The following is a 25111-nucleotide window of genomic DNA, read 5'->3' on the forward strand; positions in this document are numbered from 1 at the left end:
CGTGACCGACCTGAGGATCGGCGTGATCGGCTACGGCAACCGCGGCGGTGTGGCCCGTGAGGCGCACCGCCCGGGCTCCGGCTCGGTCGTCGTCGCCGTTTGCGATCGGGATGAAGTCTCCCGTGCCCGCGCTCGTGAGGATTTCACCGATGCGCTGATCACCGACAGTCTCGACGACCTCCTGGGCCTCGGGCTGGACGCCGTCATGGTGCTCACGCCGGACGACCGCCATGCCGAGGTCGCGATTCCGGCGCTCGAGGCAGGACTGGCGGTGTTCTGCGAGAAGCCGCTGGCGATCTCCATCGACGACAGCGACCGCATCCTGGAAGCCGCGCACCGGACCGGTTCCCGCCTGTACGTCGGGCACAACATGCGCCACATGCCGGTGATCACGCTGATGCGCCGGCTGATCCTCGAGGGCCGCATCGGCGAGGTCAAGGCGGTCTGGTGCCGGCACTTCGTCGGAAACGGCGGCGACTACTACTTCAAGGACTGGCACGCCGACCGGTCGAAGTCGCTGGGCCTCCTGCTCCAGAAGGGCGCCCACGACATCGACGTGATCCACTGGCTGGCCGGCGGTTTCTCGAGCCGGGTCCAAGCCGTGGGCGCGCTCGCGGTGTACGGCGGCGTGACCGACCGCCGGGACCGGTCGGGGGAGCGGATGCAGGACTGGTTCAGCCTCGACAACTGGCCGCCCGCCTCCGCGGAAGGCCTCAACCCGGTGATCGACGTCGAAGACATCTCTCAGGTCAACCTCGTGCTCGACAATGGTGCGCTCGCCTCCTATCAGCAATGCCACTTCACCCCCGACTACTGGCGCAATTACACCGTCATCGGCACCGAGGGCCGCATCGAGAACTTCGGCGACACGGCCGGCTCGGAGGTGCGGCTGTGGAATCGGCGGCACAACGGCGCGGCTCCGGCCGACGAGACGTTCGTCGTCGACGGCGGGATCGGAGGCCACGGTGGGGCGGACGCGCTCATGGTCTCGGAGTTCCTCGACTTCGCGCGCCGGGGAGGCGTCACCGACACGTCGCCTGTCGCCGCGAGGAACGCGGTCGCCGCGGGCGTGACGGCCACGGCCTCCTTGCGGGGCGATGGCCGGGCGCTGGCGGTGCCCGCGCTGAACGACGAACTTGTCGCCTATTTCGACGCGGGCCAGACCCCGCGGTGAGCGCAGTGCCGGTGACTGCCGCGACGGCGGCGCTGCGGTCGATGCTGGCCTCGGGGCGTTCGCGGCCGATTCCCGTTGTCGACAGGGACGAGCTCGTCGAGGCGATGGGCGCGTTGCACGACGAGGCCGTCGCCGCGTTGGTGACGCGAGGTTTCCCCGCTTCGGTGGCCGAGGCATCGCTCGCGGACATCCCGCGAAAGGTCGAGACCTACGACGACCTGGTCGGCGACGACTGGCTGCTCGCGGTGTTCACCGGCGAGGTGGTGGCCCTGGGGCGCCTGCAGTTCGAACGGCGCGCGGGTCGGCGGGGACGAAACCTGCACATCCCGGAACTCGGACCGCTGGATCCCGACGCGGTCGACCGGTCGCTGGCGTGGGCCGCGCGCGCCTTCGACGACGGCGCTCCGCTGATCTGCGAAAGCTGGATCTTCGACGACCGACTCGGCGAGTTGTCCGCGTCGAGCAACCTCCGGCGCTTCATCGAGCGCTTCGACCGGGCACCGACGGCGCCGAGCCTCGACGGCGCACGCGATCTCGCCAAGTTCGTCTTCCGCTCGACGCCGGAGCGCGTCGTGGCAGAGCCGCTGCGGGCGCAGGCTTCGTCGGTCGAGCGCATCGCCTACGCGGCCCTCGCAGGCGACGGCGTGTGGAGCAAGGGATTCGGCCGACTCCTGACCGCCTAGCCTGGTCGTCCCGGCTCCCTCCGATCGTACGAAGGCTGCTCCGCCCTCCCGACGCGAGTCACGGGGCGGAGGGCGGATCCGGCGGAGGTGCGGGACGCTCCGCCGGCGCCGGGCCAGGCGGTTGCGGTGGCGCCGGCGGTTCGCCGGCCGGCTTCTGCGGCGGCCGCGGCGTCGCGTACAGAGGCTGGCCTCCTGCTGGGCCCGCATAGGGGAGCGGGGTCTCCGGCCAGCCGTAATCGCGCGGCGGGAGCCCGACGCCGGGAACGAGGACGGTGTAGCCCGGGACCTCGCCATCGGGACGGTCGAATCGGGCTCCGCGCGGGTTGGGCGGAAGGAGCGTCATCACGAAGATCGTCAACCCGCCGAGACTCGGGATGAGCAGCAGAAGCAGCAGCAGCCCGCTCAGATCGACATCGTGCAGGCGCCGGGCGGCGAGCGCGAGACCGGGGATGATCGTCGCAAGCCACCACCCGGCGATGAGGATGATGCCGAAGGCGGCCCCCGGTCCCGGGACGAAGCTCCCCTCGGCGTCGCGGGAGGATCCGACGAACGCACCGGCCAGCACCATCGCATACAGAACGAGGACGACCAGGGCGTCGGCGAGTGCCCACCACCAGTATTCGCTGCGGCTGGCGCGCCCGTCGAAGCGGGCGTACTTCTTCCAGTAGCGCACGAAGGCCTCGCCGAATGACGCCTGGTAGCGGGGCGCCCACAAGGGCACGTGCGGCTGCGCCTGCGATTCGGGTGTGATCATGGCTGCCTCCTGGTCGGATGTCTTCCACCCTGCTCCGTACGCGCAAAGCTGGGGAGTCCGCATTGCGGGGGAGGTTGGCTCGCGCCACAGACCCCCCGGTAGGTGGCGCGAGCCCTGTCACCGATCTGCGATCATCCGTCCCGCCTCGACCGCGGGTCCAGGGCGCATCGGTGACCGCCGATCAGCGTCCACTTCGGACGGGACTGATCGGCTGGCATAGGTCGAGTCTCCCGCACGGGGAACATCGTCGTTAGAGGCTTAAGGCCCCCCGGGAGAGACCCAGGAGCGTCGTCGTGGCTGGGGTGCCGAACGCGTGACCGGCCTGCTCCGGCGAACCGGTCATCGGTCCGCGATGCGGGTTCGGGTTCGGTCACCGACCGTGGGAAGCGACGTAGCCGATGAAGCCGCCCACCGTGTCGAGCTGCCGGTAGTCGTCTTCGGGGGTGTCGACACCGGTCGACTCGGCGACCAGCTCGACCAGGCGCAGGAAGTCGAGCGAGTCGATTTCGAGGTCCTGCCGCAGGCGGGCGCTCTCGACGAGTTCGTCCGGGGCGATGTCCGGCGCGACCTCTCCGAAGGCGGCGGTCACGGCGGCCCGGGCATCCTGGGTGTTCATAGCTCCTCCGGTCTCTGCAGCAGTTCGTCGATGCGGCTGAGGAACCGTGCTCCGCGCATGCCGTCGCTGACGCGGTGGTCGGCGGAGAGCGTGGCGACGACGGCCGGACGCGCTCCCACCATCCCGTCGTGTGCCCACGGCTGCTCGGCCACCCGCCCGAAGCCGACGAGGGCGACCTGCGGCGGGTAGATCACGCCGAAGACGCTGTCGACGCCGAGGTCGCCGAGGTTGGTGACGGTGATCGTCGCCTCGGTCATCTCCGCGCGCTGCAGCCGACCGGCCCTGGCTCGGGCGACCAGGTCGCGGAGGCGGGCCATCAGGTCATCGAGGGCGAGCGTGTCGGCCGCCAGGATCGCCGGGGCGACGACGCCGCCTCCGCGGAGCGCGACGACTACGCCGAGGTGGATGGGTGTGCTCGGCTGGAACTCGCCGTCGACGACGTAGCCGTTCATCTCGGGGACGTCGCGCACAGCGAGCGCCGTCGCCTTCATCAGCAGGATCGCGGGCACGAGCCGCGCGGAGGCGGGACGGCCCGCGTTGGCGTCCGTCATCCAGGCCATCGCCGCGCGGAGGTCGATCGTGGTGCTGAGGTAGTAGTGCGGGATGGTCTTCTTGGAGCGGGCCATCAGCGCGCCGATCGCGCGGCGGAGGCCGGCGGTCCGTTTCGCGGTCGACGTCGCAGCCGTCGGCGAAGGAACAGGCGCGGGGGCGGGGGCCGGGGCGCCGACGAGATCCTTTTCGACCACGGCGCCGCCGGGGCCGGAGCCTGTGACGGCGCCCAGGTCGAGACCCCGCTCGGCGGCCAGCTTCCGCGCCCGCGGTGACGAGCGGCCGCGAGCGGGTGCGCGGGCCTCGCTCGACGGCGCTGCGACGGCCGGCGCACCGGAGGCAGGGGTGCGTGCCGGCGCCGGGCCGGCAGCCCGCTCCGTCCTTGTGCGTGACGGTGCCGCCGCGACCCGTGCCGTGGAGCGACCCGGTGTCCACGCCGAGCCGTTGGGCCAACCTCCGGACCGGTGGGCTGACCGGGGTGGTGACGGGCGCTGCAGCCGGGGTGGTCGCCGAGGGAGTGACGACAGGAGTCGTCGGGGCCGGTCCTCCGGCGGACGCCGGGGTCGGCGTGATCCGTGCCAGGGGCGCACCGACCGGGAGCACGTCGCCGACGTGCGCGAGGAGCTCGGAGACGACGCCGTCCTCGAAGGTCTCGACGTCGATGACGGACTTGTCGGTGTCGACCGCGGCGACCAGCTGCCCTCGGTGCACGGCGTCCCCGGGCTTCACCAGCCATTCCACCAGTGTGCCCTGCTCCATGTCGGCGCCGAGGGCGGGCATCAGGAAGTCACCCACGGCCCACCGCCTCGCGTGCGGCGGCGACGACCCGGTCGGCCGACGGCAGTGCCGCCTGCTCGAGATCGTGCGCGTACGGTGTGGGGACCTCGGCGCTGCAGACACGCCCGACGGGCGCGTCCAGTTCGTAGAACGCGTGCTCGGTGATCCGGGCGCTCACCTCCGCCGAGATGCTTCCGCTGCGCCAGCCTTCGTCGATCACGACGGCACGGTGCGTCTTCGTCACGCTGGCGAGGATCGCCTCCTCGTCGAGCGGCCGCAGCGTCCGGAGGTCGATCACTTCCGCGTCGATGCCGTCGGCGGCCAGCCGGTCCGCCGCCTCGAGGACCATCGGCAGAGTGCCGCCGTAGGTGATGAGGGAGACGTCGGAGCCGGGCCGCCGGACCGCGGCGCTGACGATGTCGACCGCGCCGGCGTCGTCGGCGAGCTCTCCGCTCCGCGGGTACAGCGACCCGTGCTCGAAGATCAGCACCGGGTCGGGGTTCTGGAGCGCCGTCCACAGCATCCCGCGGGCGTCCTCCAGCGTCGCCGGGGTGAGGATGCGCAGCCCCGGGATGTGCGCGTACCAGCCTTCGAGACTGTGGGAGTGCTGTGCGGCCAGTTGGCGGCCGGCGCCGGTGGTCATCCGGAACACGATCGGCACGTTGAACTGGCCGCCCGACATGTGCAGGATGCTCGCTGCGTTGTTCACGATCTGGTCCAGCGCCAGCAGGCTGAAGTTGACCGTCATGATCTCGACGATGGGCCGCATTCCGCCGAGGGCCGCGCCGATGCCCGCCCCGACGAACCCGGACTCCGACAGCGGGGTGTCGCGGATCCGGTCCGGTCCGAATTCGTCCAGGAGGCCGAGACTCACCGCGAAGCAGCCCCCGTACTTGCCGACGTCCTCGCCCATGAGGAAGACGCGGTCGTCGCGCTGGAGGGATTCGCGGATGGCTGCGCGCATGGCCTCGCGGTAGGTCGTCTTCACGAGGTGGCCTCGCTGTACACGAAGCGCGTGAGCTCGGCGACGGGCTCGGGCGTCCCGGCCTCCGCGAAGGCGACAGCGTCGTCGATGTCGGCGGCGACCTCCTCCTCCAAGGCAGCCCAGTCGTCGTCGGAGAACGCACCGGACGCTGTGAGCCGGGAGCGCAGCGCGTCGACCGGGTCGTGCGTCATCCACGCCTCCACCTCGGACTTGTCGCGGTAGAGTTCCGGGTCGTACATCGAGTGCGCTCGGAAGCGGTACGTGCGCAGTTCGAGGAAGTGCGGCCCTCCGCCGGAGCGCACGGCGTCGACCGCGCGCCGGGCGGTCTCCTCGACCGCGAGGGCGTCCATCCCGTCGACGGGCCAGGCGGGGATCTCGTAGGCGGCGGCTTTGAGCGCGATGTCGGTCTGGGACTCGGAGCGGTCGAGTGCCGTGCCCATCGCGTAGAGGTTGTTCTCGCAGCAGAACAGCACCGGCAGCTGCCAGAGTGCGGCCAGGTTCAGCGCCTCGTGGAACTCGCCCTCCGCGACGGCGCCCTCGCCGAAGAAGCACGCGGTGACGCGAGAGCGTCCGGCCAGCTTGTCGGCCAGTGCGAGCCCGACGGCGAGCGGGAGGCCGCCGGCGACGATCGCGTTGCCGCCGAAGAAGCGCGTCGCGGCGTCGAACAGGTGCATCGAGCCGCCGCGGCCGAGACAGCATCCTTCGACGTGTCCGTACATCTCGGCGAGGATCGCCCGGGCGGTGACACCCTTCAGGAGCGCATGACCGTGCTCGCGGTAGGTGGCCACCACGCCGTCCTCGGGATCGAGCGTCGCCAGTACTCCGGCCGCCACGGCCTCCTCGCCGATGTAGACGTGCATGAAGCCGCGGATCTTGGCGGCGCTGTAGAGTTCGACGCACTTCTCCTCGAGGCGTCGGACCCGGAGCATGTCCTTCAGGAGGCGGCGGCCGAGTGCGTCACCCGGATTCCCCGGGGACGACGCAGGCGCGGCCGCTCCGGTGGCGCGTGCGGTCCGGTTGCTCCGGCTCGTTCGGGAGGTGGTCATCGTGGTGCCTCGACTGTCGATGTGTCGCCTTCGGGGAGGCCCAGCTCGCGGGCTTTGAGCAGGCGCCTGAGGATCTTGCCGCTCCGGGTCCGCGGCAGCGCCTCGGCGAAATCGAGTTCGCGCGGAGCCACCGCGGGTCCGAGCCGCTTGCGTGCGAACCCGATCAGCTCCAGCCTCAGCGCATCGCTGCGCTCCCAGCCCGGACGCAGTTCGACGAACGCCTTCACGAGCTCGCCCGCGACCGGGTCGGGGATGCCGATGACGGCTGCCTCGGCGACGGCCGGATGCTCCATGAGGGAGCTCTCGACCTCGAACGGGCCGATCAGATGGCCGGAGGATTTGATCACGTCGTCGCCGCGGCCGACGAACCAGAAGTAGCCGTCCGCATCCCGCGTCGCGAGGTCGCCGGTGAGGTACCAGCCCCCGACGAAGCACCGTGCGTAGCGCTCCGGCTCGCCCAGGTAACCGCGGAACATCGAGGGCCAGCCCGGCCGCAGGGCGAGTTCTCCCACACTGTCCGCCTCCGTCACCAGCACGGCCTCGCCGTCCTGCACCAGCGCAGCACCGTGGTCGTCCCGGCGCACGAGGGCGGCGGTCACTCCCGGAAGTGGGCGCCCCATCGAGCCGGGCCGGACATCCATCGCGGCGAAGTTCGCGATCATGATGCCGCCGGTCTCGGTCTGCCACCAGTTGTCGTGGATCGGCATTCCGAACGCGCTGACGCCCCAGACCACCACCTCGGGGTTCAGAGGCTCACCGACGCTCGCGATGAACCGGAGCGCCGACAGGTCGTGCGCCGCCACACGGTCGGTCCCGGCTTTCATGAGCATCCGCAGCGCGGTGGGGGCGGTGTACCAGACCGAGACCTTCTGCTGTTCGAGGATGCCGTACCAGCGGTCCGCGTCCAGTTCCTCTTCGTCGACGATCGTCGTCACACCGTGAACGAGCGGCGCGATGACGCCGTACGACATGCCCGTCACCCAACCGGGGTCCGCCGTGCACCAGAACACGTCGTCGGGATGCAGGTCGAGAGCGTAGAGCCCGGTGGAGGCGTGGGCGACCACCGCCTCGTGCACGTGCACCGCCCCTTCGGCAGCCCCGTCGTGCCGCTCGTGAAATGCAGCAGGGCCATGTCGTCGTCAGCGGTCGGCACGATCGGTGCGGAGGGCGGTGCGTCTCGCATCAGGCGGGCGAGATCGAGGGTGCCATCCGGTAGCCCGGCGCCGACCTCGGCGTCGACGAGCAGCACGTGCTCCAGCGTCGGGAGCTCGGAACGGATCGGCGCGACCTTCTTGGTGTAGAACGCACGCGTGGTGACGAGTACGCGAGCGTTGCCGAGCTGCATGCGCTGCCGCACCGGCTCCGGCCCGAACGCGGAGAAGAGCGGGCAGAACACACTGGCGTTCTTCAACGTCCCGAGCACGCAGACGTAGAGCTCGGGACGGCGGCCGAGCAGCGAGAACACGCGCTCGCCGCGCCCGACCCCGAGCGCGCGCAGCACGCTCGCGAAGCGGTCGGTCCGCTCCGCGAGTCCGGCGTAGGTCACAGCGTCGACCGTCCCGTCGGCGTGGACGAAACGCAGAGCGTCCTTGGTGGCGTCAGGGCCCGCAGCATGCCGATCGACGGCCTCGTACGCGATGTTCAGGCCGCCGCCCGGCAACCCGGTCAGCGCCTGGCGCGCCTGCTCCCAGCTGAAGGATCGGCAGGCGGCCTCGTAATCCACCAGGTTCGGGGTCACACGCAGCGCGCTCGGATCCTTGTGGATCGTGGGCCGGCGTACGGTGCCGCTCAGCGTTGTCATGCGGTCAGCCAAGTCCGGGCGGCCGGCCGCGGGAAGGGCCGAAGGACCCGTGAGACCCGCGGTGGGAATGTGCCTCGCCCTGGCGCGCGGATGCTCGCGCGGCTCCCGTTCACCCCGGGAAGACTGCGGTCCGAGAGGGAACGGCGGGACTTTCGCCCCTCCTGATGAAACAGGGGAAGTCCCAGCGTTGCACCATGAACACGAAGATGGTCACGCGGTGAGCGCCCGGCGGCCGGCGCACCCCGGCGCGTTCCTGGAGCTGGCGGCCGTGACCGTCGCCTGGGCGGTCATGCTGTTCGCGTTGGCGTGGGGAGCGCTGATGATCGTGTCGACGATGTTCGCGTCGCAGATCCATGCGATCCTCGCCATTTTCGGCATCGCGCCCAACTGAAGACGGCTCTCGTCCTGGGCGCGGGAGGGCGGAGACCGGGATCGGAGGTAAATGATCATGAATGCCGTGAATCGGGACGAGGACATCTGGTCCCCGCAGGGACCTGCGACGGTGCTGGGGGAAGACAGTTGCTGGGCGCTCCTGGAGACGCATTCGTTCGGACGTGTCGGACTGAGCGCCGCGAACCAGCCCGAGATCTACCCCGTCGATTATGCGGTGACGGAGCGCGAGGTGGTGTTCCGCACGGCGGATGGGACCAAGCTCCGGCACCTGACCGCCAATCCCGCTGTCGCTTTCGAGGTGGACGAGCGCGACGGCGAAGATGCCTGGAGCATCTCCGTTCGCGGGACGGCCCGAGTCCTGCACGACCCGGCCCGGATCCGGGCCGTCGAGCAGCTGTCCTGGCCGGACTGGGCGCCGACCGAGACCTACGTGTACGTCGCCATCCATCCAGACAGCGTCACTGGTCGGCGGATCTCCCGGCACCTTCACGCCACGCGAAAGGACGTGATGCCCGAATGAAGTCGCCCCCGCCGAGTGGGGGAGTACGCACGATCACATCGTGTGCGCGGCAAGGAAGTCCATGGTCGCCGTGAGCGCTTGTCGCGCCTCGGGCCGGCGCAGGTGGAACTGGTACTCGTGCGGCAGCGCCGGTTCGAGCGATGAGGGCCAGAACAGTTCCGTCACGTCGACACCCTTCGCCGCGAGGGCCGCAGCCAGCGGGAGGGATTGCGTGCGGGTGAGGCCGTCGCCGTTGCCGCCCGAGATGTAGGTGGGCGGGAAGTCCGCCGTGATGTGCCGGATGGTCGACATCGTGGTGCCGACGTCTGTCTGCGACCACTCTTTGGTGCCGGCATAGGACCAGAGCGCGGTCCGGAAACCCCATCCGGTGATCCCCGTCAGATCGGCGAGGGCGTCGAGATCGTAGACTCCGCAGTTCAGAATGACACCGGACAGCTGTGACGCGTGGAGCGCAGGCTCGATTCCCAGGAGGCGTGAGTACTCCGGGTTGGTGGTGAGAGCGGCGAGCTGGCTGGCGAGCTGCGCCCCGGCGGAGTCGCCCGCGAGGACGATCCGGGTCGGGTCGATGCCCAGGCTCGCGGCGTTCCCGGCGAGGTACCCGAGGGCGTCGTTGAGCTGGCGCACAGCCGTCGGATAGGTCGCTTCCGGCCCGACGGTGTAGTTCAGGCCGACCGTGGTGTAGCCGTGTTCCGCGAGGATGCGCAGGTACGGGGCGACGTCGGCGGCCGACCCGGAGATCCAGGCGCCGCCGTGGATCCAGACGACGGCCGGCAAAGGCGCGTCCGCAGTGTCCGGCCGGAAAATATCGAATGTCGTGTCGGGCGAGCCGGGCGCGTAGCGGAGACCGGTCGTGCCGGCGATCCCGGACGTGGGCATCTGCTGCTGCATCTCCGTCACCATTTCGGCAGCGCCCCTGTTGAAGACTCTGCGGATGACGAGAGCGGACGGCCACGGCGACCACGTGACCAGGCCGGCCACGATTCGCGCGCAGAGCAGCACGACGGCCGAACCGAAGAGGAGGCGACCGAGACCCGGGGTCGGCCGGCGTGACAACTCCTCGGCGCGGACGCGGCTCATGGACTCACCGTAGCGCCCCTCGGACCTCATCCGCCGGTGGCGAGCGGCCTGTCAGTGGCGGCGCCGGCCGGTCCACAAGAGGTAGCCGATGAGCGTTCCGACAGTGCTCAGGCCCGCGGTCATCAGCACGCTCACCCAGGACCGCCCCTTGCGCTCGCCGACGACGAGATCGCCGATTCCGTTGATGAGTGCGGCGACGACCATTCCGGCGACCAGTCGGTTCCCGATCCGCTCGGCGCGCCCGACGAGGGGCTCCAACTCGGCCGCGCGCACATGGATCTGGATCCCCGACGTGTCCAGGGTCTCGACGATTCGACGCAGCCGTCGAGGAAGCTCGATGAAGAGTTCGGCCGCGTCGCCGGACGCGCGCAGCAGTCGCTGAGCGGTCGCCGTGACGGAGACGCGGTCCTCCACCAGGCGGCGTGCGTACGGGGTGAGCACTTCCCCCATTGCGAAATCATGATCCAGCCGGACACCCAGGCCCTCGACCATGATCAGCACCTTGAACAGCAGCGCCATGTGTCGCGGGAGTTGGAGGTGATGCTCGCGGAGCATGGCGAGCAACTGGCCGATGAGGTGGGCGAAGCTGACCTCGCTCAGCGGTCGGCCGGCGTACTGGGACACCCATCCGGCCAGGGACTGTTCCAGCCGTGGCCGGTCGTCGACATCCTTGGTGACCGAGAGCGCGTACAGCGCGGAGGCGAGCAACGGAGGACTCGCCTGTGTGAACCCGATCAGGAAGTCGGCCAGTTCCTCCTTCAGCTCCTCGTTCAGTTCGCCCACCATGCCGAAGTCGATCAGCGCGATGCTGCCGTCGGGTGTGACGAAGAGGTTTCCCGGGTGCGGATCCGCATGGAAGAAGCCATCGTGGAAGATCATCGTGAGCACCACTTCGGCACCCCGTCGGCCGACCGCCTTGCGGTCGATGCCGGCCGCATCGAGGCGCTCCAGGTCGTTGATCTTGATGCCCGTCATGCGCTCGAGCGTCAGCACGCGGGAGGTCGTCGTCTCCCAGATGACGCGAGGGATCAGCACGTGCGGGTCGGCACTGAAGTTCGTGGCGAACCGCTCCGCATTTCGCCCTTCCTGCAGGTAGTCCATCTCCGCCCGGAGGCTGATCGCGAAATCCTGGGCGATCCCCTCCAGGTCGTAGCCGCGAGCGCGCTCCCACCGGCGGCTCGCTTGCCGGGCGAGGCTCTGCACGATCTCCAGATCCTCCTCGATCTGGGCGACGACGCCCGGTCGCCGCACCTTGACCACCACCGGTGTTCCGTCGTGCAAGTGCGCGGCGTGGGCCTGCCCGATCGACGCGGACGCGAGGGGGACGACGTCGAAGTCCGCGAACAGCTCCTCCACGTCGGCGCCGAGTTCCGCTCGGATCGCGTCGACGATCTCCGCGGCCGGGACGGCAGGCGCTGCGTCCTGAAGCTTCGAGAGTTCGGTGAGGTAGGGCGGCGGCAACAGGTCGGAGCGGGTCGAGAGGAGCTGGCCCAGTTTGATGAAGGTGGGCCCGAGATCTTCCAGCGCCAGGCGCAGGCGCACCGGTGTCGTCGTCTGGTCACGGCGGTCAGCCCCGGGCGCGCGGCGATTGCCGAACCAGCGGCCGACGCCCGTGACCTCGGCGAGGAAGCCGAGACCGTGGCGGGCGAGGACTTCGCCGACCTGCTCGTATCGGCCCAAGTGATTGCTCATTCGCTCACTCTCGGGGTGATCCCGCCGTTCTACTTCGTGTCGGCGGAGTCGCTCCCGGGCTCGGATGCGTCGGCCGCGCCACCGGAGCCGGTCGCGCTGTCCGACTCTTTGCCCGCTGCCTTGATGTCCGCCGCGGCGGCATCGTCGACGGCCTTCTCGACGATCCGGTCGGCCTTCTCGAGCGCCTCGCGGATCTTGACCTCGCCCGGGTTGGAGACGAGCGCGATGATGCCGGAGTGGCCGGGCGCGATCGCGTCCTCGAGCTCCTTCGCCAGCTCCTTCCTGTGGTGGCGCTCGCGCAGCTTGCCGATGAGGCCGCCGCCGGCGCCGACCACGAGGGCGCTGCCGATGATCGAGGGCGGGAAGAGCACGCCCAGGACCGCGCCGCCCACAGCGCCCCAGGTGAGGCCCTCGCGGGTGCTGTGGTCGGTGGCCTTCTGCACTTCGAGTCTGCCGCCCGCCTCCCGTCTGACGACGACGACCCCGTCGATCTTGACCGTCGCGCCGTCCTCGACCTTCTTGAGTGCTTCGTACGCCTCCATCGCGATGTCGGTGTCCGCGAAATCGGCGGCGAGCAGCGTGTACGCGCCGTCGCTGATGCCCGCCGCCTCCACGCTGACGGCCGCGTCGGGCTCGTCGGCGGGAGTGGATGTCTCATCGGTCATGTCGGTCTCCTCACGAGCGGTGACTGCCGTTCGGCCGCAAGTATAGGGAGGGGCTCCGCTCGCGGCTATGCCGGTGGCGAAGCCGGGCGCGGCGTCGACGAGATCGCCGTCCATCCTCATCGGCATGGTGTGGCTCATGCTCTGACTGGAGCAACTTGCCACATCGGCACCAGTGCCGGGTGAGGGCTGAAGAACGTACTTGCCGCGCGCACAGCGACGGTCGTACCTTCTGGCCACGCGAAGCGAACGACGCTCCGCCTTTCGGAGGAGATGATGCCCAAGCCAGGTGGTCGCAGTCCGAGCCGGCTACCGATCGTGGGTCAACTCCGCTCCTATCGGCGTTCCTGGCTCCGCGGAGATCTGATCGCCGGGGTGACCGTCGCCGCACTCATCGTCCCCAAGAATCTGGGGTACGCGGGCATCGCCGGCGTGCCCTTGCAGAACGGCCTGTACGCGGCGGCCGCCGGTGCGATCCTCTACGCGGTCTTCGGGACGAGCCGGCAGATCTCGATGGGTCCGAGCTCGGGTCTGGCGGCGGTCGCGGCCAGCGCCGTGCTCGCGGCGGGCATCACCGGCGAGCAGGAGGTCGCCTCGTTCGTCGCCGGCATCACACTCGCCTCGGGCATCCTGTTCCTGGTGCTCGCGGTCTTCCGGATGGGCTGGATCGCGCAGTTCCTCTCGCGGGCCGTGGTCACCGGCTTCCTCTTCGGCGCCGCGATCGACGTGGTGATCGGGGAACTCCCGAAGCTGACCGGGACGGAGACCGCCGGTGCGAACCCGATCCAGGAGCTCTGGTCGTGGTTCGGCACCCTGAAGGATGCGCAACCGACGACGGTGCTCGTCGGGATCGTCTCGCTCGTGGTCGTCTTCGGCCTCCGGGCGATCGCCCCACGGGTGCCCGGTGCCCTGGTCCTCGTCGTCGGCGGTCTGCTCGCGGCGGCGCTGTTCGACCTCGGCGCCAAGGGTGTGGCCCTGGTCGGGGACGTGCCCAGGGGATTGCCGGTGCCGCGGTTCCCGGACGGCCAGCAGTTGTGGGAGCACGCGGGCACCGTCGCCCTGGCCGCCGTGGCGCTGGTCATGATCGGCTTCTCCCAGACCGCAGGCGACGCGCGCACATTCGCGGCCAGACACCGCTACCAGATCGACATCGACCAGGAGTCCGTCGCCCAGTCCGCGGCCAACATCGGCGCGGGCCTGTTCCAGGGGATGCCGGTCTCCACCAGTCTGTCGGCGAGCTCGCTGAACGACCGCACTGGCGCGAAGACGGGGCTGGCGTCCCTGACGTCGGGCGTCACCGTGCTGCTGACTCTCCTGCTCCTGGCGCCGCTGTTCTCCATCCTGCCCAAGGCGGTCCTCGGGGCGCTGATCATCGAGGCGGTCGTCAGCGGCATGATGGACGTCCCCGAGATGCGCCGGCTCTTCCGGGTGAAGAAGGTCGATTTCTGGATCGCGATCGTCGCACTGCTCGGAACCCTGGTCTTCGGCGTGCTCGCCGGCGTGATCATCGGGATCGCGCTCTCCCTGCTCTGGCTGGTGGCCGTGGCCACGCGCCCGGAGATGCCGACCCTCGGACGTGAACGGGGTACGCAGGTGTTCCGAGAGGTCGACGCCAACCCCGGCGATGAGATCCTTCCGGGCGTGGCCGTCGTCCGGTTCGACGGCGGCCTGTTCTTCGCCACCGCCGACGCGCTCGAAGACCACCTGCGTGAGGTGATTCACGCGAACCCGGAACTGAGCGGGATCGTGCTCGACTGCGGCGGGATCAACTTCATCGACTCCCAGGGCGCGGCCTCGATGGCGGACGCCGTGACTCTCGCCCGGGACGCCGGCGTTCAGCTCCGGCTCACCCGGCTCAAACCAGGGCCGCGCGCCGTGCTCGAACGCGACGGCGTGATCGACCTCATCGGGGCGGACCACATCCACGGCAACATCCACCGAGCGGTCGAGGCCGAGCAGAAGAAGGAATAGCGCGGACCCGAGCGTCGTTCGACCAGGAGGCTGCGCCCGACCGTGCAGCCTGCCCACCCTGGCACGTGTCCGTCAATCGAAAGGCATTCCTCGATGGATCTGTTCTCTCCCGTTTCGCTCGGCGAGCTCCACCTTCCCAACCGCGTCGTGATGGCGCCGCTCACCCGCACGCGTTCGGGTGAAGCCGGCATCCCGGGGCCGCTGGTGGCGGAACACTACGCGCAGCGGGCGAGCGTGGGCCTGATCATCACCGAGGGCACCTACCCGAGCCACGAGTCCCGTGCGTACCCCGGCCAGCCGGGCATCGTCACGGAGGAGCAGATCGCCGGCTGGCGCGCGGTCGCCGACGCCGTGCACGCCAAGGGCGGCCGCATCGTCATGCAGCTCATGCACAGCGGCCGCGTCTCGCACCCGCTGATCAACGGGACGGACCGCACCGTCGCCCCGAGCGCCGTCGCGATCGACGGTGAGACGCGCACGACCACCGGCAAGGTCCCCTTCCCGGTGCCGCACGCGCTGACCACCGACGAGCTCGCCACGGTGCGCGACGAGTTCGTCACAGCGGCGGAGAACGCCATCGCCGCCGGCCTCGACGGGGTGGAGGTGCACAGCGCCAACGGCTACCTGCTGCACCAGTTCCTCTCGCCGGTGTCCAACGTCCGCGACGACGGGTACGGCGGGTCCCCGGAGGCGCGTGCCCGTTTCGTCGTCGAGGTCACGACGGCGATCGCCGAGGCTGTAGGCGCCGGGCGGGTGGGCATCCGGCTGTCGCCGATGCACAACATCCAGGACGTCTTCGAGACGGACCTCGCGGACGCCACCGCCACCTACGAGGCCGTCGTCGACGGACTCGCTCCGCTCGGCCTCGCCTACGCGAGCGTGCTGCACAGCGACCCCACCGGCGCACTCGTCCAGGACCTGCGCGAGCGCTTCGGCGGCCCGTTCATCGTGAACAGCGGCTTCAGCTCGGTCACCACGCGCGACGAGGCGATCGCGCTGGTCGAGGACTCGCACGCGGACGCCGTGGCCGTCGGCCGTCTCGCGATCGCGAACCCGGACCTGGTGGAGCGCTGGAAGGGTGCTCACCCGGAGAACGAGCCCAACGCGGCGACGTTCTACGGGGCCGGCGCCGAAGGCTACACGGACTACCCGCGCCTGAGCGCGTAGTCGGGGAGCCGGGCGCTTCCCGCCCGCGGCGGCCGACGCGCGCTACTTCCACCGGAAGTGCACGAACACCCGGCCGAAGTTCTTCGAGTCCTTCTCGACCCGGTGGTACTGCGCCTTGATCTCCGGCTGGTCGAGGAAGCGCAGCACCCGCTTCTTGAGCGCGCCCGACCCCTTCCCCGGGATGATCTCGACCAGCGGGGCCTTCTTGGCGACGGCATCCGCGATGACCGCACGAAGGGCTCGGTCGATGTCGCCGCCGCGGTTGTAGATGTCGTGCAGGTCGAGCGTCAGCTTCATGTGCTCATCCTGCACCCGGCAGAGCGGCGGAGCGCCGTGCGCGGGCGCTCACGGGCGGACGCGCACCAGGCGACCCTCGAAACCGACGATGTCGCCGATCTGAAGCTGGCGTCCGCGCCGGCGGTCGACCTCGCCGTTCACGGTCACGAAGCCGTCGATGATGGCCTCTTTCACGTTCCCGCCGGAGTCGAGCAGCCCGGCGAACTTCAGGAACTGCCCGAGGCGGATCATCTCGCCGCCGATGGATATGTCGTCCGGTCGCGACTCTTTCGTCATCCCCGTAGGTTAGTCGACCCCACCTGCTCCGGGCGTGTCCCCGCCTGTAGCTAGACTTCGTCTCATGAAGCGCGCCACCATCTACGACGTGGCTCGCCAGGCCGGCGTGTCCCACCAGACGGTGACCCGGTATCTGAACGGGTTCGAGGGCATCCGCCCGACGACCCGCGCCAAGGTGCAGGCCGCGCTGGAGGAGCTGAACTACCGCCCGAACGGCGCGGCCCGGTGGCTCCGGTCCCGCCAGTCCAACCGCATCGGGATCCTGGCGCACCGCATGGAGCTGTCGGGTCCGGGCCGGATCGTGGCAGGCGCCACCACGGCGGCCAGGAGCCGGGGATTCGTCCTCGACATCGCTTCGATGGACGGCGAGGACGGAGTGTCCGTCGACGAGGCGCTCGACGTCATCATGGAGCACCAGATCGCCGGCGTCTTCGCCACAGCGCAGACCGACGTCGTGCGCGCGGCGATCGCCGGCAGGGGTGTCGACATCCCCATCGCGATGGATTCGGCGGAGGGACTCTCGTCCACGGCCCTGAACCCGCGCTCGCTCCCCGGCGCGCTCGCCGCGGACCACCTCGCCGACCTCGGCCACTCCCGCGTCGCTTTCGTCAACGGCCCACGCGTGTGGATCGCCGCGAATCAGCGGCGGGAGGGCTTCATCGACGTCGCGGCGAGGCGGGGCCTGCGGGTGGTCTGGGAGTACGAGGGTGACTGGTCCGCGGAGTCCGGGTACCGGGCCGCGCGCGAGCTGCCGCCGGAGGTGACGGCCGTGGCGGTGGCCAACGACAGCATGGCGATCGGGTTGATCTACGGGCTCGCCGAGCGCGGCGTCCGGGTCCCCGACGATGTCAGCGTGATCGGCATGGACGATTCGCCGGAGTCCCGCTTCCATCTCCCCGCTGTCGACCATCCGGCTCGACTTCGAGGGGAGGGCGCGTACCTGATGAACATGCTCATCGCCAAGATCGAGGGCGGCGACATCCACGAGGTTCCGCGGTACCGTCTGCCCGAACTCGTCGTGCGCGGATCGACGGCGGTCGTGCGGCCGGCGAACGCCCGACCATAACGGTCCGGTTAAGGCTGTTGTGCCACCGCTGAGGGTGTGGGTATGCTGCTCACAACAAAATGTTGTCGACAACAGTGACCGGTCACATTGCCGGAGGTCGAGAACAGACGCGACGAAGCGGAAGGTCGACGATGACGCTGAACCCCACGTTCCCCGGTGTGCTCTTCGGAGCCGCCTACTACGCGGAGTACCAGGAGGAGGGGACGCTGGACCGCGACCTCGACCTGATGGTGGAGGCGGGCTTCACCGTCATCCGGGTGGGCGAGTCGGTGTGGTCGACCTGGGAGCCGCGCAACGGCGAGTTCGACCTCGACTGGCTCCAACCGGTGCTCGACGGGGCGCATGCACGGGGATCGCGGTCATCCTGGGGACGCCCACCTACGCCATCCCGCCGTGGCTGCAGACGCTGCACCCGGAGATCGCCTCGGTGGACGGCCAGGGGCACGCTCTCGGCTGGGGCGCACGCCAGGAGATGGACCAGTCCGTCCCGGCCTACCGCTGGTACGCCGAGCGGATCATCCGCAAGATCGTCGCCCGCTACGCCGATCACCCGGCGGTGATCGGCTATCAGGTGGACAACGAGCCGGGCAACAACCTGCCGCACAACGAGAGCACCTTCCAGGCGTTCGTCGCCTGGCTGCGCGGCCGTTACGGCACGGTGGAGCGGCTCAACGAGGAATGGGGGCTCGTCTACTGGTCGCACCGCATCGCCGAATGGTCGGAGCTCTGGCGCCCCGGCGGCAATCTGATGCCGCAGTACCAGCTCGAGTGGCGGCGCTTCCAGGGTGAGCAGGCCACGGACCTGATCGCCTGGCAGGCGGAGATCGTGCGCGAGTACGCCAGGGACGACCAGTTCGTCACGACCTGCATCTCCTACTCCCGGCCCCAGCTCTCCGACGACCAGCTCGCCGCCACTCTCGACGTGACCGCGGGCAACCCGTACTACCTGATGCAGGACGGCCTCTCGGCCGACGTCGACCTGCCGCGGCGCGCGGACTGGTGGCACACCGGGCCGTGGGCGCTCTTCCAGTGGGGCGACCGCGCCTACTCCTCGCGGCAGGAGCGCTTCCTGGTGACGGAGACGAACGCGCAGTCCATCGGCGGCCCCTGGCAGAACCAGCCGCCGTACCCGGGCCAGATCAAGCAGGCCGCGTTCGCCCTCGTCGCCCGCGGATCGCGGATGGTCGAGTACTGGCACTGGCACACCCTCCACTTCGGCGTCGAGACCTACTGGGGCGGGGTGCTCCCGCACAGTCAGGTCCCCGGCCGCATCTACAGGGAGGTCGCAGAGCTGGGCGCCAGCCTGAAGCGCATCGGCGGCGCGCTCGACGGGTTCGAGCCGGACGCGGACGTGCTGATGCTGCACTCCACCGACACGAAGTGGTCGTTCGAGTTCTACCCGCCGCTCGCAACCGACGACGGCGACGCGGACCGACGCTCCTACGCGCGCATCGTCGACTCGTTCTACCGCGGCTTCAGCGAGACGGGCGCGCAAGTGCGGGTGCAGCACACCCGCCAGTTCCTCGGGCAGCCGACCGCCGAGCTGGTGGAGCGGTACCCCGTCCTGGTCGCCGCGGCCGAATACGTCGCGGACGACGCGGTGCTCGATGCTCTGCGCGCCTACGCCGAGGCGGGTGGCCATCTCGTGCTCGGCATCCGCACCGGCTACGGCGACGAGCTGGCCCGGGCGCGGCGGGGAGTCGCGCCGGACCGCCTGCACGACGCCGCGGGCGTCTGGTACGACGAGTACAGCAACCTGGCCGAGCCCCTGGACGTGACCGCGGCCGAGGGCTTCGAACTGGAGGCCGGCTCGCAGGCCACCGCCTGGGTGGACATCCTCAACCCGGACGGCGCCGAGACCGTCGTCGCCTACCGGCCGACCGAGCTCGGCGCCGAGGCCGCGATCACCACCGCATCGTTCGGCGCCGGACGCGTGACCTACGTCGGCACGGTGCCGAACGAGCCGCTCGCCCGCAGCCTCGCCCGCTGGCTGGTGCCGGAGACCGCGGCCACGGCATGGGAGGCCGCGCGCCCGGTCACCGTCAGCACCGGCCGCGCCGGCGACGGCACGGTGGCGTTCGTCCACAACTGGTCGGGCACCCGGCACACCGTCACGGTGGCCGCCGACAGCATCCACGTGGAGTCCGGCGAGCGGTTCGCCGCCGGAGCCCGCTTCACCCTCGAACCGCGCGGCGTCGCCGTGTTCGAGGTCCCCGGCTCGCAGGCGTGAGACGGATCGCACGGAACCGAAACCAAGAGAAAGAGAAACGCTCATGAGGAAGAAAGCACCGAGAACAGCAGTGGCGCTGGGTACCGGCCTCCTGGCTGTCGCACTCGCACTCACCGGCTGCACCGGAGGGGGCGGCGCGTCGACCGACAGCACCAAGCCCGTATCGCAGGCGGAGATCGACAAGGCGATGAAGACGCCGACGAACCTCACGTTCTGGACCTGGGTCCCCGACATCAAGAACGAGGTCGCGCTGTTCGAGAAGAAGTACCCGGCGATCAAGGTCGACGTCGAGAACGTGGGCCAGGGCGCTGCGCACTATCAGAAGCTCCGCACCGCACTGAAGGCGGGCAAGGGGCTCCGGACGTGGCCCAGGTCGAGTTCCAGTACATCTCGTCGTTCACCGTCACCGACAGCCTGCTGAACCTCACGCCGTACGGCGCGTCGGACCTCGGCAGCCAGTACGTGCCGTGGGTGTGGAACCAGGTCAAGCAGAACAACGGCATCTACGCCATCCCGCAGGACTCCGGCCCGATGGGCAACCTGTACCGCGAGGACATCCTGTCGAAGGCGGGCATCACCACCGCGCCGAAGACCTGGGACGAGTACGCGGCGGACGCGGCGACGGTCAAGGAGAAGACCGGCGTCTACATGTCCAACCTGGCGTCCGGTCAGGCCGGCCAGATGCTCGGACTCCTGTGGCAGGCCGGGGTCAAGCCGTTCGGCTACGACGGAAAGAAGGGGGTGAAGGTCGACGTCGACAGCGCGGAGGCGAAGAAGGTCGCCGCGTACTGGCAGGACCTCATCCAGAAGGGCTACGTCTCGACCGACCCCGACTTCACCGACAGCTGGTACCAGGGTCTGGCCAACGGCAAGTACGCCGGCTGGCTGACCGCGGCGTGGGCTCCGGTCTTCCTGCAGGGCACGGCGGCCAAGACCTCGGGCCTCTGGCGCGCGGCCGACCTGCCGCAGACGCCCGGCGTGAAGGCGGCCTCCGGCAACTGGGGAGGCTCGTCCGACGCCGTGCTGAAGACGACGAAGAACCCGATCGCGGCGTACGAACTGGCGAAGTTCATCAACAACGACCCGGAGTCGACGCTCATGTTCGCGAACAAGCAGTTCCTGTTCCCGACCTCGAACGCGACCCTGAAGGACCCGCAGTTCGTCGACAAGCAGGCGGCGTTCTACGGTGGCCAGAAGGTCAACGAGCTCTTCGCCAACATCTCGACCACGGTCGACACCAAGTTCGACTGGCTGCCCTACATGGACTACGCCTACTCGAGCTACACCGAGACCGTGGGCAAGGCGCTCGCGGCCAAGGGCGACGTCTCGGCCGGCCTGGACGCCTGGCAGAAGGCGCTCGTGGCCTACGGCACCCAGCAGGGCTTCTCCGTCAACAAGTGAGGCCGTGCCGGCGGCGGGAGGACGACCTCCCGCCGCCGGCAGGCCCGCCCCCGGATCGAACAAGGGAGTTCACCATGACCCAGTCCGTCGCACCCGGACGGGTGCGCCCGCAGCGGACCGCGAGACCGCGACCGCGGCGCAGCGCCAACCAGCGGCGGCTGAACCGCGCCGCCTATCTGTTCGTGGCGCCGTTCATGCTCGTCTTCGTCGTGATGCTGCTCCTGCCGCTGTTCTACTCCGGCTATCTGAGCCTGTTCACGACGCAGCTCATCGGCGGCCAGACATTCGCCTGGTTCACCAACTACGTCCGCGCCTTCGCCGATCCGGATTTCCTCGCCGGCCTCGGCCGGATGGCCCTGTTCCTGGTCATCCAGGTTCCGATCATGCTCGCACTCTCGCTGTTCTTCGCCCTCGCACTGGACAGCGGCCGGGTGCGCGGCTCGATCGCCCTGCGGCTGCTGATCTTCCTGCCGTTCGCGGTGCCCGGCGTCGTCGCGACGCTGATGTGGGGCTACCTCTACGGCAACGACTTCGGTCCGATCGCGCAGACCTTCCGCGCCGTCGGGCTCGCGGCGCCCGACCTGCTCAACGCCCAGAACATGCTCGGCTCGATGATGAACATCGTCACCTGGGCGTTCGTCGGCTACAACATGATCATCATGTACGCGGCCCTGCGGTCGATCCCCGCCGAGCTGTTCGAAGCCGCGGAGATCGATGGCGCCAGCCAGTGGCGCGTGGCGTGGAGCATCAAGATCCCCGGCATCCGCCCGGCGATCATCCTCACCGTCATCTTCTCGATCATCGGCACTTTCCAGCTCTTCAACGAGCCGAGCCTGCTGCACGCGATCGCGCCGAACGTGATCGACAACGGCTACACACCGAACTACTACGCGTACAACCTCGCGTTCACGAACCAGGACGTCAACTATGCGGCCGCCATCGCCTTCCTGCTCGGGATCGTGATCGCCATCGTGTCGTACGTCGTCCAGCTCACCACTCAGCGCAAGGAGGCGCGCAATGACTGAGACCGCGACGCGCTCGAGTCTCGCAACGGCGACGACGGCCCGGCCGCGCAGCCGCACCCGGGGCCGGGCGAAGGCGTACAACCGGGAGCGGCAGCGCAGCACGCTGCTCACCGTCCTGCTCTGGATCTGCGCCCTGTACTTCGTGCTGCCGATCGTCTGGCTGTTCATCGCCTCCACCAAGAGCAACGGCGACCTGTTCACCACGTTCGGCTTCGCCTTCGGGCACACCTTCGAGCTGTTCTCGAACATCGGCGCGGTCTTCACCACGCAGAACGGCATCTACACGCACTGGGCGATCAACACTCTGGTGTACGCCGTGGTGAGCGCGACGGGGGCCTCGCTCCTGGCCACCATGGCCGGCTACGCGTTCGCCAAGTATCGGTTCCCCGGCGCCGTGCTGATGTTCAGCGTCGTCCTCGGGGCGATCATGATCCCGCTGACGGCGCTGGCGCTGCCGACGTACCTGATGTTCAGCCAGATCGGGATCACGAACACTCCGGCCGCCGTGATCGTGCCATCGCTGGTGAGCCCGTTCGGCGTCTTCCTGATGCGGGTCTACGCGGCCGACGCCATCCCCGACTCGATGATCGAGGCGGGCCGGGTGGACGGTGCGGGAGAGGCCCGGATCTTCTGGCAGGTCGGCCTCCGTCTGCTGGCCCCCGGCATCGTCACGGTGTTCCTGTTCGCGCTGGTCGGCACCTGGAACAACTACTTCCTGCCGCTGATCATGCTGAACAGTTCCCAGCTCTACCCGCTCACCGTCGGCCTGGCCCAGCAGCAGGCCACCAGCGCGGCCGGCGGCGGCTCGCAGGCGCTGTTCTCGGTCGTCATCACGGGCTCGCTCGTGTCGATCATCCCCTTGGTCATCGCCTTCCTCTTCCTGCAGCGGTACTGGACGACGGGCCTCGCGAGCGGGAGCGTGAAGGAGTGACCGGGGCGGTGCTGAAGGGCGGCTTCGCCTACGGCGGCGACTACAACCCCGAGCAGTGGGCCCCGGAGGTCTGGCGGGAGGACATCGAGCTGATGAACCGGGCCGGGGTGAACCTGGTCTCGGTCGGTATCTTCTCGTGGGCGCGGATCGAGCCGCGCGACGGCGAGTTCGACTTCGCCTGGCTGGACGAGGTGCTCGACCTGCTGCACGCAGGCGGGGTGCGCGTCGACCTGGCGACCGCCACGGCCTCGCCGCCGCCCTGGCTGGCGGTCGCGCATCCGGAGCTGCTGCCCGTGACCGCGGACGGCGTCACGCTGTCGTCGGGCAGCCGGCAGGCGTACTGCCCGAGCTCGCCGGTCTACCGGCGCTACGCCGCACGGCTCGTGGAGGCGATCGTCGACCGCTACGCCGACCATCCCGCGGTCGAGCTCTGGCACGTCAACAACGAGTACGGCTGTCACGTCAGCCGCTGCTACTGCGACGCGTCGGCGGCCGCCTTCCGCGGCTGGCTGGAGGCGAAGTACACGACGATCGAGGCGCTCAACGAGGCGTGGGGGACCGCGTTCTGGTCGCAGCACTACGCGTCGTTCGACGAGATCCTGCCGCCGCGCGCGGCACCCACGTTCATGAACCTGACCCAGCTGCTCGACTTCGACCGGTTCGGCTCGGACGAACTGCTCGACTGCTTCCGGATGGAGAAGTCGATCATCCGGTCGCGGTCGGGCCTGCCGGTGACGACGAACTTCATGGGCTTCTTCAAGCCGGTCGACTACTGGGCGTGGGCGCGGGAGGTGGATGTCGTGTCCGACGACTCCTATCCCGACCCGGCCGATCCGCGCTCGCCGATGTACGCCGCGATGCAGCGCGATCTGATGCGCTCGCTGGGCGGCGGTGAGCCCTGGCTGCTGATGGAGCAGTCGCCCGGCGCGGTCAACTGGCGCGAGCGCAACGCCGCCAAGCTCCCCGGCCAGATGCGCGCGTGGTCGTATCAGAGCATCGCGCGCGGCGCCGACGGAATCCTCTTCTTCCAGTGGCGGCAAGCCGTGGCCGGGGCGGAGAAGTTCCACTCGGGCATGCTGCCGCACGGCGGGACGGACACTCGCGTGTTCCGCGAGGTGGAGCAGCTCGGGCGCGAGCTGGCGACCCTGTCCGTGGCGCCCGGTCTGCTCGGCGCGGCCGTGCCGGCGCAGGTCGCGATCGTGTTCGACTGGGACTCGTGGTGGGCGGTCGAACAAGAGGCGTCGCCGGCTCGGACGAGCTACCTGGAGGAGGTCTTCTCCTGGTACGCGGCGCTCGCCGCATCCGGGGCGACGGTCGACTTCGCGCGCGCGACGGACGACCTCGCCGGCTACCGCGCGGCGGTCGTGCCGGCGCTGTTCGTGGCGAGCGACGGGCAGCTCGCCGCTCTCGACCGTTACGCGGCCGGGGGCGGCACCCTCGTCGTCGGCTTCCTCACCGGCATCCTCGACCCGGACCTCCATGTCCGGACGGGCGGCTACCTCGGCCCGCTCCGCGACACGCTCGGTGTCTGGATCGAAGAGTTCGCGCCTCCCGCCGCGCCCGATCTCGCCGCCCTCGGCGGTGGCGAGCCGCCCGCGCTGCGCGTACGGGGCGAGTTGATCGGAGGAGCCGCGGAGGCGTCACGCTGGGCCGAGTACGTGCGGGTGGAGACCGCGGACGTCGAGGCCGTGTTCGACGGAGGCGCCCTCGACGGCCACCCGGCGCTCACCCGGCATCGCCGCGGGGAGGGCGCCGCCTGGTACGTCGCCACGCGCCTCGACCCGGCGCCGCTCGCGAGGCTCCTCGACGCGGTCCTGACCTCGGCGGCGGTCGACCGGCTGCCGACGGTCGCGGGGGTGGAGTTCGTCCGGCGCGGCGACGTGCTCGCGGCGATCAACCACTCTCTGGAGCCGGTGACGCTCGAGCTGGCGGGGACCGACCTGCTCAGCGGGGCGCCGGCGACGGGGCTGAGGCTCGCGGCGCAGGGGGTGGCGCTGATCGTGGAGTGAGTCGCGCCC

24 protein-coding genes and 4 pseudogenes are annotated in these 25111 nt (G+C 69.8%); 14 read left to right on the top strand and 14 right to left on the bottom strand.

The features are described from left to right. The first annotated feature begins 1 nt into the window (after position 1). Positions 2–1174 carry a Gfo/Idh/MocA family protein gene (locus ACRAWC_RS16165; protein WP_431348642.1) on the top strand — a complete coding sequence of 391 codons (1173 nt, stop codon included), beginning with the start codon at positions 2–4 and terminating at the stop codon, positions 1172–1174. An 11-nt stretch (positions 1175–1185) separates the two neighbouring features. Continuing rightward, on the top strand, positions 1186–1857 hold the full coding sequence (locus tag ACRAWC_RS16170) for a hypothetical protein (RefSeq protein WP_431348643.1): 672 nt from the start codon (positions 1186–1188) through the stop codon (positions 1855–1857). A 58-nt stretch (positions 1858–1915) separates the two neighbouring features. Here the strand turns inward: ACRAWC_RS16170 and ACRAWC_RS16175 are convergent, their stop codons facing one another. From ACRAWC_RS16175 to ACRAWC_RS16215, 9 genes and pseudogenes are all read right to left on the bottom strand, one after another. After that, positions 1916–2611, bottom strand: a complete 696-nt coding sequence (locus ACRAWC_RS16175) for a DUF805 domain-containing protein (protein ID WP_431348644.1) — start codon at positions 2609–2611, stop codon at positions 1916–1918. A gap of 370 nt (positions 2612–2981) precedes the next feature. Next, positions 2982–3227: an acyl carrier protein gene (locus ACRAWC_RS16180; protein ID WP_431348645.1), complete on the bottom strand. Its 246-nt coding sequence runs from the start codon at positions 3225–3227 to the stop codon at positions 2982–2984. Beyond that, positions 3224–3973: a 2-oxo acid dehydrogenase subunit E2 gene (locus tag ACRAWC_RS16185; protein WP_431349464.1), complete on the bottom strand. Its 750-nt coding sequence runs from the start codon at positions 3971–3973 to the stop codon at positions 3224–3226. The genes ACRAWC_RS16180 and ACRAWC_RS16185 overlap by 4 nt, the downstream gene beginning before the upstream one ends. Positions 3974–4000: 27 nt before the next feature. Beyond that, positions 4001–4303: pseudogene (locus ACRAWC_RS16190) on the bottom strand (hypothetical protein); the annotation flags it as partial. Beyond that, positions 4200–4556: pseudogene (locus ACRAWC_RS16195) on the bottom strand (biotin/lipoyl-containing protein); the annotation flags it as partial. The pseudogenes ACRAWC_RS16195 and ACRAWC_RS16190, both read right to left, overlap by 104 nt. A 7-nt stretch (positions 4557–4563) precedes the next feature. After that, entirely contained in the window at positions 4564–5541 is a 978-nt protein-coding gene (locus ACRAWC_RS16200; protein WP_431348646.1) for an alpha-ketoacid dehydrogenase subunit beta, read from the bottom strand. Further along, the gene (gene pdhA / locus ACRAWC_RS16205; RefSeq protein ID WP_431348647.1) at positions 5538–6584 is read right to left on the bottom strand and encodes a pyruvate dehydrogenase (acetyl-transferring) E1 component subunit alpha; all 1047 of its coding nucleotides are present in this window, start codon (positions 6582–6584) and stop codon (positions 5538–5540) included. Before pdhA ends, ACRAWC_RS16200 begins: the two co-directional genes overlap by 4 nt. Next, positions 6581–7060 carry an AMP-binding enzyme gene (locus ACRAWC_RS16210; protein WP_431349465.1) on the bottom strand — a complete coding sequence of 160 codons (480 nt, stop codon included), beginning with the start codon at positions 7058–7060 and terminating at the stop codon, positions 6581–6583. The genes pdhA and ACRAWC_RS16210 overlap by 4 nt, the downstream gene beginning before the upstream one ends. A gap of 42 nt (positions 7061–7102) precedes the next feature. Beyond that, positions 7103–8385: pseudogene (locus tag ACRAWC_RS16215) on the bottom strand (AMP-binding protein); the annotation flags it as partial. A 217-nt stretch (positions 8386–8602) separates the two neighbouring features. On the opposite strand from ACRAWC_RS16215, the gene ACRAWC_RS16220 reads away from it, so the two are divergent. After that, entirely contained in the window at positions 8603–8776 is a 174-nt protein-coding gene (locus tag ACRAWC_RS16220) for a hypothetical protein (RefSeq protein WP_431348648.1), read from the top strand. A 57-nt stretch (positions 8777–8833) separates the two neighbouring features. After that, entirely contained in the window at positions 8834–9298 is a 465-nt protein-coding gene (locus tag ACRAWC_RS16225) for a pyridoxamine 5'-phosphate oxidase family protein (RefSeq protein WP_431348649.1), read from the top strand. 33 nt (positions 9299–9331) lie between these two features. On the opposite strand, the gene ACRAWC_RS16230 is transcribed toward ACRAWC_RS16225, so the two are convergent. From ACRAWC_RS16230 to ACRAWC_RS16240, 3 genes are read right to left on the bottom strand one after another with little or no spacing between them, the layout of a single operon-like run. Further along, positions 9332–10375, bottom strand: coding sequence for an alpha/beta hydrolase (locus ACRAWC_RS16230; protein WP_431348650.1), 1044 nt, complete (start codon positions 10373–10375; stop codon positions 9332–9334). Between the two features lie 51 nt (positions 10376–10426). Beyond that, positions 10427–12067 carry an ABC1 kinase family protein gene (locus ACRAWC_RS16235; RefSeq protein ID WP_431348651.1) on the bottom strand — a complete coding sequence of 547 codons (1641 nt, stop codon included), beginning with the start codon at positions 12065–12067 and terminating at the stop codon, positions 10427–10429. A 29-nt stretch (positions 12068–12096) separates the two neighbouring features. Then, complete coding sequence (locus tag ACRAWC_RS16240) at positions 12097–12732, bottom strand: DUF1269 domain-containing protein (RefSeq protein WP_431348652.1); 636 nt, start codon at positions 12730–12732, stop codon at positions 12097–12099. Between the two features lie 273 nt (positions 12733–13005). Between ACRAWC_RS16240 and ACRAWC_RS16245 the strand changes: the two genes are divergently transcribed. Then, the gene (locus ACRAWC_RS16245; RefSeq protein ID WP_431349466.1) at positions 13006–14700 is read left to right on the top strand and encodes a SulP family inorganic anion transporter; all 1695 of its coding nucleotides are present in this window, start codon (positions 13006–13008) and stop codon (positions 14698–14700) included. Between the two features lie 93 nt (positions 14701–14793). Further along, positions 14794–15867, top strand: a complete 1074-nt coding sequence (locus ACRAWC_RS16250) for an alkene reductase (protein ID WP_431348653.1) — start codon at positions 14794–14796, stop codon at positions 15865–15867. 42 nt (positions 15868–15909) lie between these two features. Here the strand turns inward: ACRAWC_RS16250 and ACRAWC_RS16255 are convergent, their stop codons facing one another. Together ACRAWC_RS16255 and ACRAWC_RS16260 are read right to left on the bottom strand one after the other, a co-directional pair. Next, on the bottom strand, positions 15910–16164 hold the full coding sequence (locus ACRAWC_RS16255; protein WP_431348654.1) for a Smr/MutS family protein: 255 nt from the start codon (positions 16162–16164) through the stop codon (positions 15910–15912). Between the two features lie 48 nt (positions 16165–16212). Continuing rightward, entirely contained in the window at positions 16213–16440 is a 228-nt protein-coding gene (locus tag ACRAWC_RS16260; protein WP_431348655.1) for an RNA-binding S4 domain-containing protein, read from the bottom strand. 64 nt (positions 16441–16504) lie between these two features. On the opposite strand from ACRAWC_RS16260, the gene ACRAWC_RS16265 reads away from it, so the two are divergent. The 8 genes and pseudogenes from ACRAWC_RS16265 to ACRAWC_RS16300 all read left to right on the top strand — a co-directional run bounded on the left by ACRAWC_RS16265 (position 16505) and on the right by ACRAWC_RS16300 (position 25102). Beyond that, complete coding sequence (locus tag ACRAWC_RS16265; RefSeq protein WP_431348656.1) at positions 16505–17506, top strand: LacI family DNA-binding transcriptional regulator; 1002 nt, start codon at positions 16505–16507, stop codon at positions 17504–17506. A gap of 227 nt (positions 17507–17733) precedes the next feature. After that, positions 17734–18761 (top strand): annotated as a pseudogene (locus ACRAWC_RS16270) (beta-galactosidase); the annotation flags it as partial. Between the two features lie 102 nt (positions 18762–18863). Then, a complete protein-coding gene (locus ACRAWC_RS16275) occupies positions 18864–19736 on the top strand; it encodes a beta-galactosidase trimerization domain-containing protein (RefSeq protein WP_431349467.1) in 873 nt (290 codons plus the stop codon). 43 nt (positions 19737–19779) lie between these two features. After that, positions 19780–20157 carry a hypothetical protein gene (locus tag ACRAWC_RS16280; RefSeq protein ID WP_431348657.1) on the top strand — a complete coding sequence of 126 codons (378 nt, stop codon included), beginning with the start codon at positions 19780–19782 and terminating at the stop codon, positions 20155–20157. Beyond that, entirely contained in the window at positions 20100–21137 is a 1038-nt protein-coding gene (locus tag ACRAWC_RS16285) for an ABC transporter substrate-binding protein (RefSeq protein WP_431348658.1), read from the top strand. Before ACRAWC_RS16280 ends, ACRAWC_RS16285 begins: the two co-directional genes overlap by 58 nt. A 74-nt stretch (positions 21138–21211) precedes the next feature. Next, positions 21212–22162, top strand: coding sequence for a carbohydrate ABC transporter permease (locus ACRAWC_RS16290; RefSeq protein WP_431348659.1), 951 nt, complete (start codon positions 21212–21214; stop codon positions 22160–22162). After that, positions 22155–23093, top strand: a complete 939-nt coding sequence (locus tag ACRAWC_RS16295) for a carbohydrate ABC transporter permease (RefSeq protein ID WP_431348660.1) — start codon at positions 22155–22157, stop codon at positions 23091–23093. The genes ACRAWC_RS16290 and ACRAWC_RS16295 overlap by 8 nt, the downstream gene beginning before the upstream one ends. After that, a complete protein-coding gene (locus ACRAWC_RS16300) occupies positions 23090–25102 on the top strand; it encodes a beta-galactosidase (protein WP_431348661.1) in 2013 nt (670 codons plus the stop codon). Before ACRAWC_RS16295 ends, ACRAWC_RS16300 begins: the two co-directional genes overlap by 4 nt. Positions 25103–25111 lie beyond the last annotated feature (9 nt).

The organism is Leifsonia sp. L25 (assembly GCF_050632895.1).

Excerpts from the sequence above, each read along its gene's own strand:
- ACRAWC_RS16280 (WP_431348657.1), top strand. The coding sequence starts at position 19,780 with ATGAGGAAGAAAGCACCGAGAACAGCAGTGGCGCTGGGTACCGGCCTC.
- pdhA (WP_431348647.1), bottom strand. The coding sequence starts at position 6,584 with ATGACCACCTCCCGAACGAGCCGGAGCAACCGGACCGCACGCGCCACC.
- ACRAWC_RS16175 (WP_431348644.1), bottom strand. The coding sequence starts at position 2,611 with ATGATCACACCCGAATCGCAGGCGCAGCCGCACGTGCCCTTGTGGGCG.
- ACRAWC_RS16255 (WP_431348654.1), bottom strand. The coding sequence starts at position 16,164 with ATGAAGCTGACGCTCGACCTGCACGACATCTACAACCGCGGCGGCGAC.
- ACRAWC_RS16265 (WP_431348656.1), top strand. The coding sequence starts at position 16,505 with ATGAAGCGCGCCACCATCTACGACGTGGCTCGCCAGGCCGGCGTGTCC.
- ACRAWC_RS16235 (WP_431348651.1), bottom strand. The coding sequence starts at position 12,067 with ATGAGCAATCACTTGGGCCGATACGAGCAGGTCGGCGAAGTCCTCGCC.
- ACRAWC_RS16295 (WP_431348660.1), top strand. The coding sequence starts at position 22,155 with ATGACTGAGACCGCGACGCGCTCGAGTCTCGCAACGGCGACGACGGCC.
- ACRAWC_RS16210 (WP_431349465.1), bottom strand. The coding sequence starts at position 7,060 with ATGTTCCGCGGTTACCTGGGCGAGCCGGAGCGCTACGCACGGTGCTTC.
- ACRAWC_RS16260 (WP_431348655.1), bottom strand. The coding sequence starts at position 16,440 with ATGACGAAAGAGTCGCGACCGGACGACATATCCATCGGCGGCGAGATG.
- ACRAWC_RS16225 (WP_431348649.1), top strand. The coding sequence starts at position 8,834 with ATGAATGCCGTGAATCGGGACGAGGACATCTGGTCCCCGCAGGGACCT.
- ACRAWC_RS16250 (WP_431348653.1), top strand. The coding sequence starts at position 14,794 with ATGGATCTGTTCTCTCCCGTTTCGCTCGGCGAGCTCCACCTTCCCAAC.
- ACRAWC_RS16230 (WP_431348650.1), bottom strand. The coding sequence starts at position 10,375 with ATGAGCCGCGTCCGCGCCGAGGAGTTGTCACGCCGGCCGACCCCGGGT.
- ACRAWC_RS16240 (WP_431348652.1), bottom strand. The coding sequence starts at position 12,732 with ATGACCGATGAGACATCCACTCCCGCCGACGAGCCCGACGCGGCCGTC.
- ACRAWC_RS16245 (WP_431349466.1), top strand. The coding sequence starts at position 13,006 with ATGCCCAAGCCAGGTGGTCGCAGTCCGAGCCGGCTACCGATCGTGGGT.
- ACRAWC_RS16180 (WP_431348645.1), bottom strand. The coding sequence starts at position 3,227 with ATGAACACCCAGGATGCCCGGGCCGCCGTGACCGCCGCCTTCGGAGAG.
- ACRAWC_RS16275 (WP_431349467.1), top strand. The coding sequence starts at position 18,864 with ATGCTGCACTCCACCGACACGAAGTGGTCGTTCGAGTTCTACCCGCCG.
- ACRAWC_RS16290 (WP_431348659.1), top strand. The coding sequence starts at position 21,212 with ATGACCCAGTCCGTCGCACCCGGACGGGTGCGCCCGCAGCGGACCGCG.